The organism is Streptomyces sp. PL-29 (assembly GCF_058344425.1).
In genome coordinates this window covers 5,314,829-5,335,476 of the sequence record NZ_CP136996.1, presented here as the reverse complement: position 1 = coordinate 5,335,476, position 20,648 = coordinate 5,314,829, and the positions used below count along the sequence as shown (strand labels likewise).

Here is a 20,648-nt window from a genome sequence, read left to right as displayed (position 1 = left end):
GATCCGATACCGAAAGCCCTGTGGATAAGTGTTGACGGTTCAACTTCCACCGGGATGGGGCGGCATTGGCGCGATGTCAGACACATCGGGTTGCATGGAGGCATGAACGCAGACCTGAGGTCATCGGCTGACTCCGTACTCGCCCGCCTCGTGGGTGACCCCACGGGCACGGCCCGGCTGCGCGAGGACCAGTGGCTCGCGATCGAGGCCCTCGTCGCGCACAAACGGCGTGCGCTCGTGGTTCAGCGCACGGGCTGGGGCAAGTCCGCCGTGTACTTCGTCGCGACCTCGCTGCTGCGGGCGGCGGGCTCCGGCCCGACCGTGATCGTCTCCCCCCTCCTCGCGCTGATGCGCAATCAGGTCGAGGCCGCGGCCCGGGCCGGGATTCGCGCCCGCACCATCAACTCCGCCAACCCCGAGGAGTGGGAGGGGATCCAGGCCGAGGTTGCGGCGGGCGAGGTCGACGTCCTGCTGGTCAGCCCGGAGCGGCTCAACAACCCGGACTTCCGCGACCAGGTCCTGCCCAAGCTCTCGGCGGCCACCGGTCTGCTCGTGGTGGACGAGGCGCACTGCATCTCCGACTGGGGACACGACTTCCGCCCCGACTATCGCCGGCTGCGCACCATGCTGGCCGACCTCCCGCCCGGCGTACCGGTGCTTGCCACGACCGCCACGGCCAACGCCCGTGTGACCGCCGACGTCGCCGAGCAGCTCGGCACCGGAGCCGGGACGGACGCCCTGGTGCTGCGCGGCCCGCTGGAACGCGAGAGTCTCAGCCTGGCGGTCCTGTCCCTGCCCGACGCGGCGCACCGGCTCGCCTGGCTCGCGGACCACCTCGGCGAGCTGCCCGGGTCCGGGATCGTCTACACGCTGACGGTCGCGGCGGCCGAGGAGGTCACGGCGTACCTGCGCCACCGCGGGCACACGGTGGCCTCGTACACCGGCAAGACGGAGAACGCGGACCGCCAGCAGGCCGAGGACGACCTGCAGGCGAACCGGGTCAAGGCACTGGTGGCCACCTCGGCCCTGGGGATGGGCTTCGACAAGCCGGACCTGGGCTTCGTAGTGCACCTGGGGTCACCGTCCTCGCCGATCGCCTACTACCAGCAGGTGGGACGTGCGGGCCGCGGAGTGGAGCACGCGGAGGTGCTGCTGCTGCCCGGCCGGGAGGACGAGGCGATCTGGCAGTACTTCGCGTCGGTCGCCTTTCCGCCAGAGGAGCAGGTCCGCCGCACCCTCGACGTGCTGGCCCAGGCCGGGCGCCCCCTGTCGCTGCCCGCCCTGGAACCGCTGGTCGACCTGCGCCGCACCCGGCTGGAGACCATGCTCAAGGTCCTCGACGTCGACGGCGCCGTGCACCGGGTCAAGGGCGGCTGGACCTCGACGGGGGAACCGTGGTCCTACGACGCCGAGCGCTACGCCTGGGTGGCGCGTCAGCGGGCGGCCGAGCAGCAGGCCATGCGTGACTACGCGGCGACCACGGGGTGCCGGATGGAGTTCCTGCGCCGGCAGCTCGATGACGACGAGGCCGGGCCCTGCGGCCGCTGTGACAACTGCGCCGGCGCCCGGTTCGCGGCCGAGGTGTCGACAGCCGCGCTCGACACCGCACGCGGCGAGCTGGGCCGCCCCGGTGTGGAGTTGGAGCCGCGCAAGATGTGGCCCACCGGGCTCGCCGCCGTCGGTGTCGACCTCAAGGGACGCATCCCCGCCGGGGAACAGGCCTCGACGGGCCGAGCCCTGGGCCGTCTGTCCGACATCGGCTGGGGCAACAGGCTGCGCCCGATGCTGGCCCCGCAGGCTCCCGACCAGCCCGTTCCGGACGATGTCGCACAAGCCGTGGTCGCGGTGCTCGCCGACTGGGCGCGCGGCCCCGGGGGGTGGGCCTCCGGCGCCCCCGACGCACCAGCGCGTCCGGCGGGCGTGGTCTCGCTGCCCTCGCGCAGCCGCCCCCAGCTGGTCGGCTCGCTGGCAGCGCGGATCGCCGAAGTCGGCCGAATGCCCTTGCTCGGCGCGGTCGCCTACACCGACCAGGTCCCCGAGTCCGGGCCGGCGTCCTCCAACAGCGCCCAGCGGGTCCGCGGCCTCCACCAGGCCCTGACGGTCCCGCAGGAGCTGGCGGCGGCGCTGGCGCAGACCCCCGGCCCGGTGCTCCTCGTGGACGACCGCGCGGAGAGCGGATGGACTCTCGCGGTGGGGGCCCGGCTCCTGCGACGCGCAGGCGCAAAGGAGGTGTTCCCGCTGGTGCTGGCGCTCCAGGGGTGACCCCGTGCGTCTTCCTCGGCGTGGCGGGGCAAGGATATGAACGGCATACCGGCGAATTCCGGTCGGCGTCGTCAATTGCTCGTTGCCGCATGCTCGGAAGCCACGCGAGAATTGGAGTGCTCCCGCTCGGCTCCTCGGCACCCTCCTGGGCCGCGCTGCGGCGCGCCCTGACTCCAGCCGTGCCCGTCCGCGGGCGTGTACCCGAAGGGAGGAACGTGACCTTCGGATTCACGCCGCCTTCGACTTCGTCCCTGGCAACAGCCACCGGCGGCGCGAGCCGGCACGGCAGACTGCTGGAACCGTCCGAGTGGATGTCGGCGGGCATTCCCCTGTTGCGCAATCCGCGCGACGTCGTCAGCGGCCTGCACTCCCGGCACAGTCCGGTTCCCTCGACCGCGGTGATCGCCGTCCTGGGCCCGGAGGAACAGCTCGTGGCGAGCGCTTCCTTCATACAGCGCTCGGTGTCGGCCGACGGCTGGGAGTACCGCAACGCCCTGCTGTCCCGGCTGCGCCGGGTGCTCCCGCACGACCTGCGTCGGCGGACCCCGGTACGGACGGCCGTGCTCCTCTACTGCCGCGAGGGCGACGAGCGGTGGACCCCTGAGGACGGGGCCTGGATGTGGGGCCTGCGGGACGCCTGCACCCTGCACGGGCTGCGCTGCGGCGCGTACATCACGCTCACCCGCGACGGCTGGCAGGTGCTGGGCGAAGGGCGCGGTGGCCGGCGACCCAGCTCGGACTCGCGGCCGCAGCGGCTCGGCGACACCGTGGCCGAGTTCGCTCCGCTCGCCCTGCACACCGGTGGCGGTGCGGTCGAGGCCCTGCGCCGGACCGCCGCGCGCTGAGGTCATACCCGTCGCCGGGCCCGCCCGTCTCCGGTTCACGGTGCGGAGCCCGCTCGTGGGCGGGCCTCACGGCCGTACACGCGGAACGGACGTACGGCGGATCAGGCCCCGGCCGCCCACGCGGCCACGCCACGGACCCCGGCCGGGGCTTCAGCGGGGCCGGCTCAACGCCCGCCCCGCCCCTCGCCCATGCCGGGGTACAGGGCGTCAGACGCCCGCACCCAGAACGGAGTTGATCTGCTGCGGGTCACCGCACACGATCAGCAGCGCACCCGCCCGGGTGAGAGCGACCGGCAGGGAACCCGCCACGGTGTCAACCGGACCGCCGTTGGCCGCGAAGACCACGACGGGACGACCGGCGGCACGCTTGACCTGGGCCGCGTCCGCGTAGAAGACGTCGTCCCCGGCATCGTGCAGGGCCCAGTAGGCGGGCTCGCCGAAAGACAGCTCGTGAGCGGCCCACGGGTGCGGGTCGCCGGTGGTGAGCACCAGGATGTCGCCGGGCGCGCGCCCGGTGTCGAGCAGCAGGTCCACGGCTTCTTCGGCCGCGTCCAGCGCACCATCGGCGGACGCCGGGATCAGCTGGATCTGCGGCACCGCCGCAGAGACGGACGGTGCGGTGGGGGCTGCGGGAACGGGTCCGGGGGTGGCCTGCGCCGCACGCTGCGCGGGGGGTGCGGGCCGGGCGGGACCGGGGCGGCCGGGCCGCGGGGCGGCGGGACGCGGACCAGGTACGGGGCGGGGGGTCTGCGCGTTGCGGCTCGCGGCCGGCGTGACGCGGGGACCCTGGGCACTCTCGTGAATCTGAGGCTCCTCGATGGCGGGGGTGAGAGGCATGAGTTGACGTCCTTCAAACGCCAGTACGAAACGTACCGGCCGGTGGCACGTGTGTGCGATCAGAAATCGAAGCCGAGTTGGCCTCCGTTTTCCAGCTCCATCGAGTCTTCGCTGCGGCGCACCTTCTTCAGGTGGCGCCATCTGGGCAGCGCGTCGAGGTACGACCACGAGAGCCGGTGGTAGGGGGTGGGCCCCCGCTCCTCCAGGACCGCCCGGTGCACGGGCGAGGGGTATCCGGCGTTGGCGGCGAAAGCGAAGTCTTCGATTCCACCGCCCTGTTCACCGATTTCGGCCATCATGCGGTCGCGGCGGACCTTGGCGATGACCGATGCCGCGGCGACGGCGATACAGGACTGGTCGCCCTTGATCACCGTCCGAACCCGCCAGGGCGGGCCGAGATAGTCGTGCTTGCCGTCGAGTATCACCGCGTCGGGCCGCACCGGTAGGGCTCCCAGCGCACGCTGCGCCGCGAGCCGCAGGGCGGCCGTCATGCCCAGTTCGTCGATCTCCTCGGGTGTGGCGTGCCCGAGCGCGTACGCGGTGACCCAGGCCTCCAGGACGTCCAGCAGGGCATCGCGCCGCTTGGGGGTGAGCAGTTTGGAGTCCGTGAGTCCGGCGGGCGGCCGACGCAGGCCCGTGATCGCCGCGCACACGGTGACGGGACCGGCCCAGGCCCCTCGTCCGACTTCGTCGACCCCGGCGATGACCTTGGCGCCGGTGGTTGCACGGAGGGAGCGCTCGACGGTGTGGGTGGGTGCTTCGTACGGCATGGCGCCAGCAAGGGTACGCCGCCCCGGGCCTGCTGCACACCCCCGCCCCGGTCGGAGCGACATGCGACCGACCTCGGACCCCACCGGACCGTTCCCCTCCGCCACCCCTCCCCGTCTCAGACCCTGAGTAGCGGCACCATCACCTCGTCGATCAGTTCGGCGAGGTCGACGTCCCCCCATTCGCTTCCGCACACCTTGGCCCGATACATCAGCATCGCCGGAATGACGTCCACGACGAACGGACCCGTAGCGTCCGGTCGCACGTCCCCCCGCACGATCCCACGCAGCACAAGCTCCCTGATCAGGCGCTGGGCAGGTTCCTGCAACCCGGACCAGATGACCCCATGAAACCGCTCCGCCGTCGCGTGATCGCATTCGTGAAGTACCGACCAGAGGGCCTGCCCGGCCCGGGAGTACATGACCTCCCTCGTACGGACACACAGCAGATAGAGGTCCTCACGGATCGATCCCGAGTCGGGAATCTCACCGATCCCAGGCAGGCCGGTGCGCAGCGCGTCGGCCACGAGGTCCACCTTCGAGGGCCAGCGCCGGTAGAGCGCAGCCTTCCCGGTCTGCGCGCCGGCCGCGACACCCTCCATGGTCAACGCGTTCCAGCCGACCGTACTCAGTTGCTCCAACGCCGCGTCGAGAATCGCCCGTTCAAGTTCGGGGCCCCTCCTGCGCCCCGGCGACGCCGATGACCAGCGCGAACCCACCATCTCTCCACCTCCGACCGGCCCGAGCACCGACGCCGCATAGATTTCCAGCCTTAGTGAACGCTTGCGTTCACTAAGGCTGGGCTCCTACCGTGGACCCCGTAGTGAACGACAGCGTTCACTATTTCACTTTGGGGGGGGATCCTCAGTGACAAGCTCTCAACTCGCCGCGCCCCGGATACCGGGGGCGGCACGCCGGGAGGGACGCCCCGGCGTGGCGCTCACCGTCATCGCCGCTTGCCAGCTCATGGTCGTCCTCGACGCGACCATCGTGAACATCGCGCTCCCGCACATCCAGACCGCGCTCGACTTCAGCACCACCGGCCTGTCCTGGGTGCTCAGCGCCTACACTCTCACGTTCGGCGGGCTGCTCCTGCTCGGCGGCCGGGCCGGCGACATCCTGGGCCGGCGCAGGGTGTTCCTGGCCGGAATCCTGCTCTTCACCCTGGCCTCGCTCCTCGGTGGCTTCGCCCAGGAACCGTGGCAGCTGCTCGCCGCCCGGGCCCTCCAGGGCGTCGGCGGGGCGATTGCCTCCCCGACCTCGCTCGCCCTGATCACGACGACCTTCCCCGAAGGCCCCGAGCGGAACCGGGCGTTCGGCGTGTTCGCCGCCGTTTCCGCAGGCGGTGGCGCGATCGGCCTGCTGGCAGGCGGCATGCTGACCGAGTGGCTCGACTGGCGCTGGGTGCTCTTCGTCAACGTGCCGATCGGCCTTCTGATCGCCGTGCTCACCCCGCTCTACATCAGCGAGTCCGAGCGCCACCCCGGCCGGTTCGACATCGCCGGAGCCCTCACCTCGACCATCGGCATGGCCTCGCTCGTCTACGGCTTCATCCGCGCCTCGGAGGAGGGCTGGCGCGACCCGCTCACCCTCGGGTCGTTCGCCGCCGCCCTGGTCCTGCTGACCCTCTTCGTCGTCATCGAGTCTCGGGCCCGTGAGCCGATCATCCCGCTGCGCATGTTCGCCGACCGCAACCGCACCGGAACCTACGTGATCATGCTCGGCCTCGCCGCGGCAATGTTCGGCATGTTCTTCTTCATCGTCCAGTTCGTGCAAAACGTGCTGGGCTTCTCACCGATCCGGTCGGGACTGGGCTTCCTGCCCGTCACGATCGCCATCGTCACCGCCGCCGGCCTTTCCCAGCGCTTCCTGCCGCGCTTCGGGCCCAAGCCCTTCATGGTCATCGGATCCGCGCTCACCGGCACCGGGCTGGCATGGCTGACCCTCCTGAGGACCGACAGCTCGTACCTCTCCGGCGTGCTGGGGCCGATGCTCCTGTTCGGCTTCGGCATGGGCCTGAACTTCGTGACGCTGACCCTCACCGCCGTCTCCGGGGTGGAGCCGAAGGAGGCCGGCGCGGCCTCCGGACTGTTGAACGCGAGCCAGCAGGTCGGCGGCTCGCTCGGCCTGTCCATCCTCGTCACCGTCTTCGGCACGGCCAGCCGCGAGGAGGCCTCGAAGCAGGTCCCCGCCTTCCTGTCCCAGGCGGATTCCCAGGCCGCGGCCGCCTTCCGGGAGACCGGGCGGCTGCCCGACCCCTGGGGGGACCTCGTCCTCGCCCAGGGGATCTCCACCTCGTTCATGGCCGCCGTGGCGATGGCCGGCCTGGCCCTGGCCACCGCCCTGCTGGTGATCCGGGTGCGCAAGAGCGACCTGGAGGCCCTGGCCGGGACCGCCGCGAAGGCCGGTCCGGCGGCCTGAATGTTCCTCGCCCACGCGGGTCGGGCTCGGGGAGCTCCCCGAGCCCGACCCGATCGGCGGGAGTCCTGCTACTCGCCCCGTGACCGCCTAGTGCTCGACCCGGCTGCCGAAGGCGCCCAGGCGCGAGCAGACCTCGTACGAAGCGGTCACCGGACGCTCGCGCAGGATCTGCCGGGCCCGGTACTCCCCCAGGCTCATCGCGTACCAGGGCACGTCGCCGGCCCTGGACAGGTCGTCGTTGATCCCGCGCAGGGCGCAGGACCGACGGGGCTCGGGCAGCCGGTCCAGGGCGGGGACGGCATCCGCGGACAGGGACTGGAAGTAGGCCAGGTCGATCTTCTGGTCCGTCTCGAAGCGGGCCACGTTCCGCTCGGCGACCATTCCATCCGGGGACAGCAGGCCGAAGACCATGACCGCCGCGGCGGCGCCGGCCGCGACCGCGCGGGGCAGCCAGCGCGCACCGAACAGCCCGGCCGCCATGATCAGCACGATGACCAGCCCGAGCCAAAGCTCCATCGCAGCCACCGAGACGCGCAGCCTGGTCAGCCCGTAGGCGTCCACGTAGAGGTCCATGCGGCGCAGCGCGGCCGCGACCACGACGAGGGTCAGCGCGCACAGGATTCCGAGGACGACCCGGACCGTGCGCCGGTCGCCTGCCCCGGAGCGCGGGGCCCAGCGCAGGGCGAGGGCGATCACCGCGAGGGTGAGCAGGGTGGCCCAGAGCAACTGCCAGAATCCCTGGCGGGCGTATTCCGCGTAGGTGAGGCCGGTGCTCTCCAGGACCTGGTCGTAGCCGCCGAAGAGCACGGCCAGCTGGACCGCGTTGAACCCGGCGAAGAGCAGGTTGAGCACGACGAGCGGAAGAGCCCACTCGACCCGGGAACGCGGCCTGCCGGGGGCCACCCTGATCCGGTCCCAGCGCAGCGGGGCTGCCGCGGTACGGGCAGCCGCGATCGCGGTCACCGCGCCGAGGACGAAGAGCATGAGCCGGATGGGCCCGTCCTCGACCGACACGTCGGGTATCAGGCCGCCCAGGAGATCGGCGAAGGCCGCGTCGGCGGAGGCGAACAGGGCACCGAAGAGCACGAGCAGGGCCACGGCCACGGCGGCCGCCTTGGCGACCGGCAGCCAGCGGTCCTTGCCGATCCCTCCGCGCGAGCGCAGCCCCTTCGCGACCCAGGCGATGCCGGACACGGTGGAGTCGGCGAAGCCGAGCGGGCTGAGGAAGACCCCGGGCCAGGTGCGGCTGCCGTGCAGGGCGAGTGCACCCAGCAGCAGGGCGGCCAGGATCGCGAGCGTGGACGGCCAGGCGGAATCGCGCAGCGCGGGTACCGCCAGGAGCGCGAGACAGCCGATCACCCAGGCCAGCGTCCAGGGCCGGGCCCTACGACCGGCCACCCGGGCGGCGGTGTATGCGGCAACGGCGGCGGGCACCACCGCGAGCAGCAGACCGGGGCCCATGCCGTCGCCCAGGAGGATCGCGGCGGCGAGGCCGCCGACGAGGACGCAGGCCAAGGTCGCGGTCCGGATGGGGGCGGCTTCGGCGGGGCGCACCACCGTGGCCCAGGACGACTTCGCGGGCGGATTCGGGGGCGGCGGCCCCCAGGGCCGCGGCTGCTGCTGGTGCCGGTGCGGCTGCCAGCCCGGCAGGACGGCGGGTGCGCCCGGCCGGGACCCGGCCGGGCCGGCGGGCGGATTGCCCTCCGGAGCCGGCTGCGCGGGCGAATCCCCTTTCGGGAGCTCCGCGTTGGCCGCCGCCTCGGGCCGAGCTTCGTCAGCCCCGCCGGTGTTCTCTGACATCGGGTCCCCTCCCCGGTCGGCCGCCCGGGCGTTCAGGTCGGGGCGGCGGTGTCGACAGGGTAGGCAGCCCGCCAGCAGTTTTGAACAGGATCAAAAGTATGCTGTGGCAGGACCGTGACAATCAGAAGGAGGCCGTCACCCCTGCCCGGAAGCCCGCGGCCACCTACCGCCCGGCAGAGGCCACCCGCCGTGAGCCGCCCGCCGTGAGCGGCCCGACACGAGCGCGTATCCGAGCGGCTACGCCGCCGTCTGCGGCAGCCAGGCCGGCAGCACTTCGGTGCGCGCCAGCCAGTCGGCCGGCAGCACCGCGTCCCCGCGCGCACCCAGCACCCCGCCCACGATCGCGCAGGTCGTGTCGACGTCCCCGCCCACCTGCGCAGTGGTCCAGAAGGCCCGCTCGTAGTCGTCCAGCGCCCGCGCCGCCGACCACAGGGCGAAGGGCACGGTGTCGTGGGCACTGGTCCGCCGTCCGCAGCCCAGCACGGCGGCGACGGTGGTCGCGTCGCCGTAGTCCAGCATGTCCCGGGCGCGCCGCAGCCCGGCACCGACCGCGCTGCGCGGCACGAGGGCGATCACCCCGTCGAGCAGATCGGCAGCCTTCGGCGGGGCATCCGTACCGGCGGCCAGCGCGGCCGCCGCGGCGACGGCCATCGCCCCGCACACGGCCTCACGGTGCTGATGCGTCGTGTAGGCGGAGATCTCCGCCTGATGGGTCGCCTGCTCCGGGTCGTCGGCGTACCAGGCGCCCAACGGAGCGATCCGCATGGCGGCGCCGTTCCCCCACGAACCCTGCCCGTTGAACAGTTCGGCGGCCAGCGTGCGCCAGTCCTCGCCCTCCCTCACCAGCCGAAGCATCCGGTTCACCGCCGGCCCGTAGCCGCGGTCGAAGTCGTGGTGGTGCGCGAAGGAACTCGCGAGCGCGTCCTGGTCGACCCGCCCGTGCGCGGCCAGCACGGCCACCACCGAGCAGGCCATCTCGGTGTCGTCGGTCCACTGCCACGTCTCCGTGCCGGAGGGCAGCTCGCGCCGCTTGAGCAGCGGGTAGTTCACGGGGACGAAGTACTGGGAGCCGAGGGCGTCACCCAGCGCCAGCCCGCGGAGGCTGGCCATGGCGCGTGCGTAGCGCCGTTCGGGAGTGGAGTCAGGCGTCATCGCGGGTCACTCTAGCCGTCCAGGTCATAAGGCTCCGGTGTGGTCCACCGCTCAAACGGGCGGTCCATCCGGTACCGGCCGTCGGGCCCCAGCAGGAGCATCCGGAAATCGCCGTTCCCCGGATTGGACAGGGCCTCGAATTCGGCCACCGACCAGTGGAACCAGCGCATGCAAAACAGCCGCATCGTCAGCCCGTGCGTCACCAGCAGCACGTTTTGGGGATGGTCGGGGGCCTCGAAGCTGCGGTAGAGGCTCTCCAGGAAGGACCCGACCCGGTCGTACACGTCCGCACCCGACTCGCCCTGCGCGAAGCGGTAGAAGAAGTGCCCGTACGCGTCCCGGTACGCCTTCTGGAGCCGTACGTCCTCCCGGTCCTGCCAGTTGCCCCAGTCCTGCTCGCGCAGCCTCGGCTCCTCCCGCACCCGGACCCGTGTGGGGTCGAGCCCGAGTTCCCGGAAGGTCTGCAGGGTCCGCCGGTAGGGGGAGACGTACGCGCTGATGGTCTCGTCACCGAAGATCTCGCGCAGCCGGACGCCGGCCGCCGCGGCCTGCTCACGGCCCATACGGGTGAGCCTCAGGGCGTGGTCGGGTTCCCTCTCGTACACCGTATCGTCGGCGTTCCCCTCCGATTCCCCGTGCCGGACAAGGACGATGCGCCGTGGTCGAACCATCCCATGACCCTATTCGGCCACGGCCGGGCCGTCCGACCGGGCACGCCGGTCGGCCCGGCGCTCGTCATACGGTCACACCGTCCAGGACGGCTCGAGGTCGACGACATCACCGGTGAGGGCTTCGACATCGGCCTGGATCTGGGCACGCAGGGACAGCCGCTCCACCCGCTCCTGCCGGTACTTTCCGTGTTCGGCAGCGGCGTGCCACATGGAGAGCACGAGGAACTCCCGGCCGGGAGCCTCACCGAAGAGGCCTCGGACCATGCCGGGCGAACCCGCCATGGCCGGATTCCACACCTTCTCCTGCATGAGGGCGAAGTGGTCGACCCGGCCCTCGCGGACCCGGGTGTGCGCCACCCGGACAACGTCGGCATCGGTGAAGCGCGGCTCGAAGCCGGTCTTCACGTCGAAGCGGTGGTCGAAGAGGGTGACCCGCAGATCGGTGTAGGTGCCGTGCTGCGCGGCGGCCAGCCTGTCGTGCGAGCGCGCCATAAAGGAGTCGTAGAAGGAACGGCTCTCCCAGAACGCGAAGACATGCGCCACCCCCTGCCGGCCCCTGCTCCAGCCGCCGCCCTGCCCCCGGAATCCCGGCTCGCCCGGCAGCCCCGCCCATTTTCGCTGCCCCCGCTCGAACCCGCGTCGGTCCGTCACCGTGCAGCGAATCCACTTGACCAGCACTGCGCCATCGTACGGGCCGGGCCCGGCCTCGGTCAGTCCCCGGCGAAGTACATCCCCGACAGTTCCTCCGCATCCCCGACCAGACGCTCGACATCCGAACTCCTGGTCGAGCACGGTGTGCTCCACGGGACGGCTGCGCGGGGTCGGGTCGCGCAGCAGGCACGGCCGTGGGCGGGTCGCCACCTGGTGCACTGCGGGCAACGCGGGGACGTCCGGCCGGGGTTCCCCCGCCGCCGCGGGATCCTCCGGAAGCCGGGCCCCAGCCGGAGGGGAGCGCACACGGCCGACGTGCGAAGGGGACCGGCCGATGGCCGGCCCCCTTCGTGGACCGCGGGCGGCTACGGGCGCGGACTACGTCCGGCGCCGCCTGCGCGCCGCCGCGCCCGGTGTCAGCTGCAGCCGCTGGTGGAGCCGCAGCCCTCGCAGATGTAGCAGGAGCCGGCCCGCTGCATCTTCGTACCGCAGGAGAAGCAGAGCGGGGCGTCCGCCGAGACACCGAGCTGCATCTCGACCAGTTCGGCGCTGCTGTGGGCGGCCTTGCGCTCCGGGGCCGGGACGGCGACGGGGGCGGGCTTCGGGGCCGAGGGCACAGCGGCGAGCGGGGCCGACTGGGCCAGCGACTCAGTGTCCAGCTCCTCCTCGAGCGGCTCGTAGGAGCCCGTCTCCAGGTGGCGCTGGCGCTCGTCGGCCGTGTGGATGCCGAGCGCGGAGCGGGTTTCGAAGGGCAGGAAGTCCAGTGCCAGACGACGGAAGATGTAGTCGACGATCGACTGCGCCATCCGCACGTCCGGGTCGTCCGTCATGCCGGCCGGCTCGAAGCGCATGTTGGTGAACTTCGAGACGTAGGTCTCCAGCGGCACGCCGTACTGGAGGCCGACGGAGACGGCGATCGAGAAGGCGTCCATCATGCCCGCGAGGGTCGAGCCCTGCTTGGACATCTTCAGGAAGACCTCGCCCAGGCCGTCGTCCGGGTAGGAGTTCGCGGTCATGTAGCCCTCGGCGCCGCCGACCGTGAAGGAGGTGGTGATGCCGGGGCGGCCCTTGGGGAGGCGCTTGCGGACGGGACGGTACTCGATGACCTTCTCGACGGCGGCGCGGATGGTCTCCTCCGTCTTGGCGGTGACCTCCTCCTTCTCCTCTTCCTTCTTCTTGGCGGAGAGGGGCTGGCCGACCTTGCAGTTGTCGCGGTAGATCGCGAGCGCCTTGACGCCGAGCTTCCACGCCTCGAAGTAGATCTCCTCGATCTCCTCGACGGTCGCCGACTCCGGCATGTTGACCGTCTTCGAGATCGCGCCGGAGATCCAGGGCTGGATCGCGGCCATCATGCGGACGTGGCCCATCGGGGAGATGGCCCGCTCGCCCATCGCGCAGTCGAAGACCTCGTAGTGCTCGGTCTTCAGGCCCGGGGCGTCGACGACGTTGCCGTGCTCGGCGATGTGGGCGACGATCGCCTCGATCTGCTCCTCCTGGTAGCCCAGGCGGCGCAGGGCCTGCGGGACGGTGCCGTTGACGATCTGCATCGAGCCGCCGCCGACGAGCTTCTTGAACTTGACCAGGGCCAGGTCCGGCTCGACACCGGTGGTGTCGCAGGACATCGCGAGGCCGATGGTGCCGGTCGGCGCGAGGACGGAGGCCTGGGAGTTGCGGAAGCCGTTCTTCTCGCCGAGGCGCAGGACGTCCTGCCAGGCCTCGGTGGCCGCGGCCCAGATCGAGTTGTCCAGGTCCTCGGTGCGCGGCGCGACGGCGTTGGCGTCGGCGTGCTGCTTCATGACGCGCTTGTGCGCCTCGGCGTTGCGGGCGTAGCCGTCGTACGGGCCGACGATGGCGGCCAGCTCGGCGGAGCGCTTGTAGGCGGTGCCGGTCATCAGCGAGGTGATCGACGCGGCCAGGGTGCGGCCGCCGTTCGAGTCGTACGCGTGGCCGGTGGCCATCAGCAGGGCGCCGAGGTTGGCGTAGCCGATGCCCAGCTGGCGGAAGGCGCGGGTGTTCTCGCCGATCTTCTGCGTCGGGAAGTCCGCGAAGCAGATGGAGATGTCCATCGCGGTGATGACGAGCTCGACGACCCTGGCGAAGCGCTCGGCGTCGAAGGACTGGTTGCCCTTGCCGTCGTCGTTAAGGAACTTCATCAGGTTGAGGGAGGCGAGGTTGCAGGACGTGTTGTCCAGGTGCATGTACTCGCTGCAGGGGTTGGACGCGGTGATCCGGCCGGACTCGGGGCAGGTGTGCCAGTTGTTGATCACACCGTCGTACTGGATGCCCGGGTCGGCGCAGGCCCATGCGGCCTCGGCGAGCTTGCGGAAGAGCGCCTTGGCGTCGACCTTTTCGATGACCTCACCGGTCATACGGGCCCGCAGGCCGAACTCGGTGCCGTTCTCGACGGCCGTCATGAACTCGTCGTTCACACGGACGGAGTTGTTGGCGTTCTGGTACTGGACGGACGTGATGTCGTCGCCGCCCAGGTCCATGTCGAAGCCAGCGTCGCGCAGGGCGCGGATCTTCTCCTCCTCCTTCACCTTGGTCTCGATGAAGGCCTCGACGTCCGGGTGGTCCACGTCCAGGACGACCATCTTGGCCGCGCGGCGAGTGGCGCCGCCCGACTTGATCGTTCCCGCGGACGCGTCGGCGCCGCGCATGAAGGAGACCGGGCCGGAGGCGTTGCCGCCGGAAGAGAGGAGCTCCTTGGAGGAGCGGATGCGGGAGAGGTTCAGGCCGGCGCCCGAGCCGCCCTTGAAGATCATGCCCTCTTCCTTGTACCAGTCGAGGATCGACTCCATGGAGTCGTCGACGGCCAGGATGAAGCAGGCGGAGACCTGCTGGGGCTGAGGTGTTCCGACGTTGAACCACACCGGGGAGTTGAAGCTGAAGATCTGGTGCAGCAGGGCGTAGGTCAGCTCGTGCTCGAAGATCTCCACGTCGGCGGGCGACGAGAAGTAGCCGTGGTCCTCGCCGGCCTTCGTGTACGTCTTCACGATCCGGTCGATCAGCTGCTTCAGACCGGTTTCGCGCTGCGGGGTGCCCACCGCGCCGCGGAAGTACTTGCTGGTGACGATGTTGACCGCGTTCACCGACCAGAAGTCGGGGAACTCGACGCCGCGCTGCTCGAAGTTGACCGAGCCGTCGCGCCAGTTGGTCATGACGACGTCACGGCGCTCCCAGTTCACCTCGTCGTAAGGGTGCACGCCCGGGGTGGTGTGGATGCGCTCGATACGCAGGCCGCCCTTAGCAGCCTTGGTTCCCTTGGCGCGGGAACCACGTGCCGAGCTGCTCGCCGTCTCTGTCATGCCGCTGCCTCCCATATGCGGGCAAAAACGCCCTAAAGTGCCAGCGATATTCCGCGGCACAATGCTGTGTCTGTGTGTCTACGTCTCTTGGCACGGCCGACCGGCCGCGACCCGGTGTACGAGCACCGCGTCGCGGGCAGCCCGGTCAGTCGGCGGCGGAGGCGGGCACGGGGACCGGAGCGGTCCCGCCGTGCTCGCACTCTTCGGGGTGAGGCCGCGGCTCGCGCAGTTCCGCGATGGCGGTCTCGAAGTCTTCGAGGGTGTCGAACGCTTTATAGACGGACGCGAACCGAAGGTACGCGACCAGGTCGAGCTCCTGCAGCGGGCCGAGTATGGCCAGACCCACGTCATGGGTGGTCAGCTCGGCACTGCCGGTGGCGCGCACCGCCTCCTCAACCCGCTGGCCGAGCTTGGCGAGGGCGTCTTCGGTGACCGGTCGCCCCTGGCACGCCTTGCGCACGCCGGAGATGACCTTGGTACGACTGAAGGGTTCGGTCACCCCGCTGCGCTTGATCACCATCAGCGAGGCCGTCTCCACCGTCGTGAAGCGACGGGAGCAGTCGGGGCACTGACGGCGCCGGCGAATCGACGTGCCGTCGTCCGTGGTGCGGCTGTCGACGACGCGGCTGTCGGGGTGCCTGCAGAAGGGGCAGTGCATGGTTCCCTCACCCTCCTTCTCGGCACGACTGAATCACCCCATGGAGCCCCAGACCGACGGAGACGGACTCTGCCGGGGGCTCGCGGAGCAGGCACCAGCATATGCGATCCCAGGAGCCTCAGCGGAACCAGGGACCACAACTTCTGGGTGGCCGCGCCCATCCAACCACTAGATCTTGGGTTGCGACGGATTTAGACACCCCTGCGTGTCGCGACGTCCGATAGCCGGATACGAGGCCCCCCGGTGCCACACTGGGCACACGACCGAACGGCGGCGACCCGACCGGGAAGGGTACCGTAAGCAGCGGATCCCGAGTCGAACCCGCGTTCGTCGATCCGATCGCCTATACACCCCACCATGTGCCCACGCAGGCCGATCTGCGATTTTTCACTCGAACGTGTGTTTGGCGCAACCTTTCGAAAGCAACTACCGTTGTCCAGCTAGGGAGAACATTTCGAGAGGGGCCGACGTGACCACCACCGCAGACAGTGCCGCCATCACTGCCCAGAACCGCTCCCAGAACCGACTCGAGCCGGTGCATGCCATGAACGACGCAAACCTGAACCCGGAGACGGACGCCGCGGTGCGCCCCGCGCGCTCGCTGCCAGGTCGACCTCCAGGCATTCGCGCCGACAGCTCCGGGCTCACGGACCGGCAGCGGCGGGTCATCGAAGTCATTCGCGACTCCGTGCAGCGCCGTGGTTACCCGCCGTCGATGCGGGAGATCGGCCAGGCGGTCGGCCTGTCCAGCACGTCGTCGGTGGCCCACCAGCTGATGGCCCTGGAGCGCAAGGGCTTCTTGCGCCGCGACCCGCACCGGCCCCGGGCCTACGAGGTGCGCGGCTCCGACCAGCCCAGCTCGCAGCCCACGGACACCACCGGCAAGCCCGCCGCCTCCTATGTTCCCCTGGTCGGCCGGATCGCGGCCGGCGGCCCGATCCTCGCCGAGGAGTCGGTCGAGGACGTGTTCCCGCTCCCCCGCCAGCTCGTCGGTGACGGGGAGCTCTTCGTCCTCAAGGTCGTCGGCGACTCGATGATCGAGGCAGCCATCTGTGACGGCGACTGGGTCACGGTCCGCCGACAGCCCGTCGCGGAGAACGGCGACATCGTCGCCGCGATGCTGGACGGCGAGGCCACCGTCAAGCGCTTCAAGCGCGAGGACGGCCACGTGTGGCTCCTCCCGCACAACGCCGCCTACCAGCCGATTCCCGGCGACGAGGCGACCATCCTCGGCAAGGTCGTCGCGGTTCTGCGCCGGGTCTGACCCCGCCGCTCCCTAGCCAGCCCCCGGGACCCACTGCGCCGGTCCCGGGGGCTGTCCGTGTCTTCGGCGCCTCCCCGCGGGTGCTCTTCCCCGCGGGCCTTCCCTACGCGCCGTCGGCCTGCGCCGACGCGTCGATCGCCGCCAGCGAGCGGCGGACCTGGTTGCGGTCCGTGGTGTACCAGAAGTCCGGCAGCGTGGCCCGCAGGAAGCTTCCGTACCGGGCCGTGGCCAGGCGGGGGTCCAGGACCGCGACGACACCCCGGTCTCCCGAAGCCCGGACGAGCCGGCCCGCACCCTGGGCCATCAGAAGGGCGGCGTGCGTGGCGGCGACGGCCATGAATCCGTTGCCCCCGTGCTCCTCCACCGACTTCTGGCGGGCGCTCATCAGCGGGTCGTCGGGACGCGGGAAGGGAATCCGGTCCATGACCACCAGCTGGCAGCTGGGGCCGGGCACGTCCACGCCCTGCCACAGGGACAGCGTCCCGAACAGGCAGGTCTTCGGGTCGGCGGCGAAGGTCTTGATCAGCTCGCCCAGCGTCTCCTCGCCCTGAAGCAGAATCGGGTTGTCGAGTCGGCCGCGGAGCTCCTCGGCGGCCGCCTTGGCGCCGCGCATGGAGGAGAACAGCCCGAGGGTCCGGCCGCCCGCCGCCTCGATCAGCTCGGCGAGCTCGTCCATCATGTCGCCGCGGGTGCCCTCACGGCCCGGCGTGGCCAGGTGCTTGGCGACGTAGAGGATGCCCTGTTTCGGGTAGTCGAAGGGTGAGCCGACGTCCAGGCCCTTCCACAGGGGCACGTCGTCTCCCTCGACCCCCTCCGGCGAAAGCCCCAGGGACGCGGCCACACCGTTGAAGTCGCCGCCGATCTTCAAAGTGGCGGAGGTCAGCACCACCGAACGGTCCTCGAAGAGCTTCTCCCGCAGCAGCCCGGACACCGACAGCGGGGCGACGCGGAGGGTGGCGCCGAAGCGGTCGTGCCGCTCGTACCAGACGACGTCGTACTCGGATCCGTTCGTGATCCGCTCCGCCACGGCGTGAATGTTCTCCACCGCCGCCAGGGCCTGCTTGCGGACCGCATCCTCGTCGTGGACGGACTTGTCACGGGTGGCGCCCATGGCCGAGATCACGTTGCGCGCGGCATCCCGCAGGGACATCAGGGCGTAGCCGAGGTCCTCGGGGATCTCTTCCAGTCGGCCCGGGAGCGCCAGCTCCATGACGCGCTCGAAGGTTTCGGAGGCGGTCTGCAGACCGTCCGCGATCTTCTCGTCGACCAGCTTCGCGGAGCGCTTCACGGCACGGTTGACCTGGCCGGGGGTGAGCTCGCCGGTGGCGACTCCGGTCACCCGGGAAACCAGCTCGTGCGCCTCGTCGACGATCAGCACCTCATGCTGCGGCAGCACCGGAGCGCCCTCGATGGCATCGATGGCGAGCAGCGCGTGGTTGGTGACGACCACATCCGCGAGCTTGGCCCGCTCGCGCGCGGCCTCGGCGAAACACTCGGCCCCGTAGGCGCATTTCGTCGCGCCCAGGCACTCGCGGGAGGAGACGGAGATCTGCGACCAGGCCTTGTCCGAGACACCCGGTGTCAGGTCGTCGCGGTCGCCGGTCTCCGTCTCGTCGGCCCAGTCCCGCAGCCGCAGCAGGTCCTTGCCGAGCTTGCTCGTGGGAGCGGCGGCCTCGAACTGGTCGAAGAGCCCCTCCTCCTCGTCCTGCGGGGCACCTTCGTGCAGGCGGTGCAGGCACAGGTAGTTCGACCGGCCCTTGAGCATGGCGAACTGGGGTCGGCGGCGCAGCTGCGGATGCAGTGCGTCCACCGTCCGGGGCAGGTCACGCTCGACGAGCTGCCGCTGGAGGGCCAGAGTCGCGGTGGCCACGACCACACGCTCGCCGTGGGCCAGGGCCGGCACCAGGTAGCCGAGCGACTTACCGGTGCCGGTACCCGCCTGGATGAGCCGGTGGGAGTTGTCGTCGATCGCTTCGGCGACGGCTTCGGCCATGGCCACCTGGCCGGGGCGCTCCGTACCGCCGACGGCGGAGACGGCGGCGTGCAGCAGGTCGGGGAGAGAGGGCTTCGTCATAGCACTGCCACCCTACGGGGCCCCGCTGACAGCATGCGCACACCGGCGGGGATTCACGGCCCGTGGAGGGGGTTGGGCACGGTCCCGTATTGCACGGCGTGCGGGCGGTCGGGGCGGTCTCGGTAGCCGTCCTCGTACAGCCGGTTCCTGTTCAGGCACAGCCTGGCGATGCGCTCGCCGAGCAGGTCGAAGAGCTCGAAGCGGTCCTTGAGCTCGGGGAACCGGGCCTGATGGCGCAGAATCTCGGCCCGTGCGAGCGACCAGAATGCGTCCTCGGGGACGCCGAGGCGATCCTCGCAGAGCGCAGACAGGTAGCGGAAGACTCCGATGAACAGCCCGGAGTGGATGAACTGCGGCAGGAAGTCGGCGGGCTCGGTGAGCAGGACGGCCCGGACCTCGGCGGGTACGGAGGCCAGCTCGGGCAGCGGCTCGTCGCTGATGTTGACGTCGTCCACGAAGTCCTTCACGGCGAGCCGGACCGGGACATCGTGCTCATCGAAGATCACGACGGCGTTCTCGCCGTGCGGGGAGAAGACCGTGCCGTAGCGGTAGAGGAAGTGGAGCAGCGGCGGCAGGACGGCCGCGAAGAGCCGCTGCAGCCATGCGGCGGGCGTCAGACCGGAGCGGGCGACGAGCTCGGCGGTGAACGACCGGCCGCAGGGGTCGGTGTGCAGCAGTGACGCGAGCGTACGGGCGCGCTCCCCGGCCGCGAGGAGACCGGTCAGGGGCTCGCGCCAGATCGCGCCGAGGAGTTCCTTGTACTGGTACGGCACCTCGGGGAGCAGTTCGTACACGGGGTGGCGGACGGTGACGGAGGCGACTTCACCGAGCAGGATCACGCGGCACTCGTCGCGCAGGAAGGGGTCGGCGTCGCGGAGGGAGTGGATCCAGGCGGTGACGGCGGGGGCCGCGAGGGCGAGGTCCGAGGGCAGTCCGCGCCAGACCATGGTGTTGAAGACGGACAGCGGCAGTTTCACGCTGTGCCGATCGGGGCGGGTGAGGTTGAGGAAGGTGCGGATCGACTGCTGAGGCAGGCGGACGTCCGGGTCGGCGGGGAGGGGGACGAGATCCCCGGAGGCGAGTGCCGGGGCGAAGAGGGGAACGACCACCTCGTCCCACTGCCAGGGGTGCACGGGGAAGTAGAGGTAACGCAGCGGGTCGAGGCCGCGGTCGCGGAGGGCCTGGTCGAAGGCCGCTCGGGTGGCCGGGTCGAGCTCTGCGGAGTAGAGGCGCGCGGGGTCCTCCAAGCCGCCGGTTCCGCGGTAGGCGGCAAGCGAGGTGTGGGCGGCGAGCCAGGGCAGGCGCTGGTGGCTGCGTGCCTCGGGGGCCCAGGCTGCGGTGTCGGAGGCGGACAGCCCGATACGGCCCTTGTTGAGGACGAGCCAGGGGTGGCCGGTCTGGTGGCCTTCGAGGGCCGCGTAGTCGAGGTCGGCGAGGACGTCGGCGGTGAGGGCGGTGTGGTCGATCCGTGCGTCCGCGGCGAGGGTGGCGCTGAGTTCGCGGACGAGGTGGCCGAGGGTGGCTCCGTCAAGTCCGAGGAGGGTGCGGGCGCGGACGAGGAAGGCGTACGGGTCCCCGAAGGAGACCGGCGCGGGCGGGGCGGGCGGAGGTGGTCCGAGGGTGATGGTGTCCGGATCGACGTGCCAACTGCCGTACGAGCGGCGGCGGGCCCGGAAACCGAGACTGCTGCCGTCGTCGAGGGTCACGGTCCAGGCGTCACCGGCGACGGCCGGGACGGGGACGGGGACGGGGACGGGGCGGATGATCTCCTCGTAGGCGAATTCGGCGAGCATCTTGGCGAGGAGCCTGCGGGCGGCGGACTCCCAGGTCGGGCGGGTGAGTTCAGGTGGTGTGCAGGGGTGCTGGGGCGACGGTGGCAGGATCTTTTCCGTCGGGCCGGGGGCTGCTGGGAAGTTCGGCACGTGACTCCTCGCAGAT

At 70.9% G+C, this 20,648-nt stretch carries 15 protein-coding genes; 4 read left to right on the top strand and 11 right to left on the bottom strand.

Features of this window, described 5'->3' with window-relative positions:
* Positions 1 to 102: 102 nt before the first annotated feature.
* Both R4Z63_RS24590 and R4Z63_RS24585 read left to right on the top strand, forming a co-directional pair.
* Positions 103 to 2,262, top strand: coding sequence for a RecQ family ATP-dependent DNA helicase (locus tag R4Z63_RS24590; RefSeq protein WP_384448334.1), 2,160 nt, complete (start codon positions 103 to 105; stop codon positions 2,260 to 2,262).
* 215 nt (positions 2,263 to 2,477) lie between these two features.
* Complete coding sequence (locus R4Z63_RS24585) at positions 2,478 to 3,107, top strand: hypothetical protein (RefSeq protein ID WP_384448331.1); 630 nt, start codon at positions 2,478 to 2,480, stop codon at positions 3,105 to 3,107.
* Positions 3,108 to 3,314: 207 nt separating this feature from the next.
* Here the strand turns inward: R4Z63_RS24585 and R4Z63_RS24580 are convergent, their stop codons facing one another.
* The 3 genes from R4Z63_RS24580 to R4Z63_RS24570 all read right to left on the bottom strand — a co-directional run bounded on the left by R4Z63_RS24580 (position 3,315) and on the right by R4Z63_RS24570 (position 5,433).
* Complete coding sequence (locus R4Z63_RS24580) at positions 3,315 to 3,944, bottom strand: hypothetical protein (RefSeq protein WP_384448328.1); 630 nt, start codon at positions 3,942 to 3,944, stop codon at positions 3,315 to 3,317.
* Between the two features lie 59 nt (positions 3,945 to 4,003).
* Positions 4,004 to 4,714: a ribonuclease HII gene (gene rnhB / locus R4Z63_RS24575; RefSeq protein ID WP_037929774.1), complete on the bottom strand. Its 711-nt coding sequence runs from the start codon at positions 4,712 to 4,714 to the stop codon at positions 4,004 to 4,006.
* Positions 4,715 to 4,830: 116 nt separating this feature from the next.
* Positions 4,831 to 5,433, bottom strand: coding sequence for a TetR/AcrR family transcriptional regulator (locus R4Z63_RS24570; RefSeq protein ID WP_384448325.1), 603 nt, complete (start codon positions 5,431 to 5,433; stop codon positions 4,831 to 4,833).
* A 145-nt stretch (positions 5,434 to 5,578) separates the two neighbouring features.
* Here R4Z63_RS24570 and R4Z63_RS24565 point away from each other — a divergent pair, with 145 nt between their 5' ends.
* Positions 5,579 to 7,132 carry an MFS transporter gene (locus R4Z63_RS24565; protein WP_384448322.1) on the top strand — a complete coding sequence of 518 codons (1,554 nt, stop codon included), beginning with the start codon at positions 5,579 to 5,581 and terminating at the stop codon, positions 7,130 to 7,132.
* Between the two features lie 87 nt (positions 7,133 to 7,219).
* Here R4Z63_RS24565 and R4Z63_RS24560 read toward each other — a convergent pair whose 3' ends face one another.
* The 6 genes from R4Z63_RS24560 to nrdR all read right to left on the bottom strand — a co-directional run bounded on the left by R4Z63_RS24560 (position 7,220) and on the right by nrdR (position 15,372).
* Entirely contained in the window at positions 7,220 to 8,932 is a 1,713-nt protein-coding gene (locus tag R4Z63_RS24560) for a DUF4153 domain-containing protein (RefSeq protein WP_384448319.1), read from the bottom strand.
* Positions 8,933 to 9,169: 237 nt separating this feature from the next.
* On the bottom strand, positions 9,170 to 10,084 hold the full coding sequence (locus tag R4Z63_RS24555) for an ADP-ribosylglycohydrolase family protein (RefSeq protein WP_037929783.1): 915 nt from the start codon (positions 10,082 to 10,084) through the stop codon (positions 9,170 to 9,172).
* Positions 10,085 to 10,095: 11 nt separating this feature from the next.
* Positions 10,096 to 10,755 carry a histidine phosphatase family protein gene (locus R4Z63_RS24550; protein WP_384448316.1) on the bottom strand — a complete coding sequence of 220 codons (660 nt, stop codon included), beginning with the start codon at positions 10,753 to 10,755 and terminating at the stop codon, positions 10,096 to 10,098.
* A gap of 72 nt (positions 10,756 to 10,827) precedes the next feature.
* Complete coding sequence (locus tag R4Z63_RS24545; RefSeq protein WP_063838155.1) at positions 10,828 to 11,433, bottom strand: YdbC family protein; 606 nt, start codon at positions 11,431 to 11,433, stop codon at positions 10,828 to 10,830.
* Between the two features lie 389 nt (positions 11,434 to 11,822).
* Positions 11,823 to 14,714 (bottom strand): vitamin B12-dependent ribonucleotide reductase, encoded by a 2,892-nt coding sequence (locus tag R4Z63_RS24540; RefSeq protein ID WP_384448313.1) that lies wholly within the window; start codon positions 14,712 to 14,714, stop codon positions 11,823 to 11,825.
* 145 nt (positions 14,715 to 14,859) lie between these two features.
* Entirely contained in the window at positions 14,860 to 15,372 is a 513-nt protein-coding gene (gene nrdR, locus R4Z63_RS24535) for a transcriptional regulator NrdR (RefSeq protein WP_030838121.1), read from the bottom strand.
* Positions 15,373 to 15,841: 469 nt separating this feature from the next.
* Between nrdR and lexA the strand changes: the two genes are divergently transcribed.
* Positions 15,842 to 16,636, top strand: coding sequence for a transcriptional repressor LexA (gene lexA / locus R4Z63_RS24530; protein ID WP_037929793.1), 795 nt, complete (start codon positions 15,842 to 15,844; stop codon positions 16,634 to 16,636).
* Between the two features lie 103 nt (positions 16,637 to 16,739).
* Here the strand turns inward: lexA and R4Z63_RS24525 are convergent, their stop codons facing one another.
* Together R4Z63_RS24525 and R4Z63_RS24520 are read right to left on the bottom strand one after the other, a co-directional pair.
* Positions 16,740 to 18,710: an ATP-dependent DNA helicase gene (locus R4Z63_RS24525; protein WP_037929796.1), complete on the bottom strand. Its 1,971-nt coding sequence runs from the start codon at positions 18,708 to 18,710 to the stop codon at positions 16,740 to 16,742.
* 53 nt (positions 18,711 to 18,763) lie between these two features.
* On the bottom strand, positions 18,764 to 20,632 hold the full coding sequence (locus R4Z63_RS24520) for an IucA/IucC family protein (RefSeq protein ID WP_384448310.1): 1,869 nt from the start codon (positions 20,630 to 20,632) through the stop codon (positions 18,764 to 18,766).
* Between the last annotated feature and the right edge of the window lie 16 nt (positions 20,633 to 20,648).

Coding starts and splice junctions, on each gene's coding strand:
- R4Z63_RS24590 (WP_384448334.1), top strand. CDS start 103: ATGAACGCAGACCTGAGGTCATCGGCTGACTCCGTACTCGCCCGCCTC.
- R4Z63_RS24570 (WP_384448325.1), bottom strand. CDS start 5,433: ATGGTGGGTTCGCGCTGGTCATCGGCGTCGCCGGGGCGCAGGAGGGGC.
- R4Z63_RS24550 (WP_384448316.1), bottom strand. CDS start 10,755: ATGGTTCGACCACGGCGCATCGTCCTTGTCCGGCACGGGGAATCGGAG.
- R4Z63_RS24580 (WP_384448328.1), bottom strand. CDS start 3,944: ATGCCTCTCACCCCCGCCATCGAGGAGCCTCAGATTCACGAGAGTGCC.
- nrdR (WP_030838121.1), bottom strand. CDS start 15,372: ATGCACTGCCCCTTCTGCAGGCACCCCGACAGCCGCGTCGTCGACAGC.
- R4Z63_RS24525 (WP_037929796.1), bottom strand. CDS start 18,710: ATGACGAAGCCCTCTCTCCCCGACCTGCTGCACGCCGCCGTCTCCGCC.
- R4Z63_RS24555 (WP_037929783.1), bottom strand. CDS start 10,084: ATGACGCCTGACTCCACTCCCGAACGGCGCTACGCACGCGCCATGGCC.
- rnhB (WP_037929774.1), bottom strand. CDS start 4,714: ATGCCGTACGAAGCACCCACCCACACCGTCGAGCGCTCCCTCCGTGCA.
- R4Z63_RS24560 (WP_384448319.1), bottom strand. CDS start 8,932: ATGTCAGAGAACACCGGCGGGGCTGACGAAGCTCGGCCCGAGGCGGCG.
- R4Z63_RS24540 (WP_384448313.1), bottom strand. CDS start 14,714: ATGACAGAGACGGCGAGCAGCTCGGCACGTGGTTCCCGCGCCAAGGGA.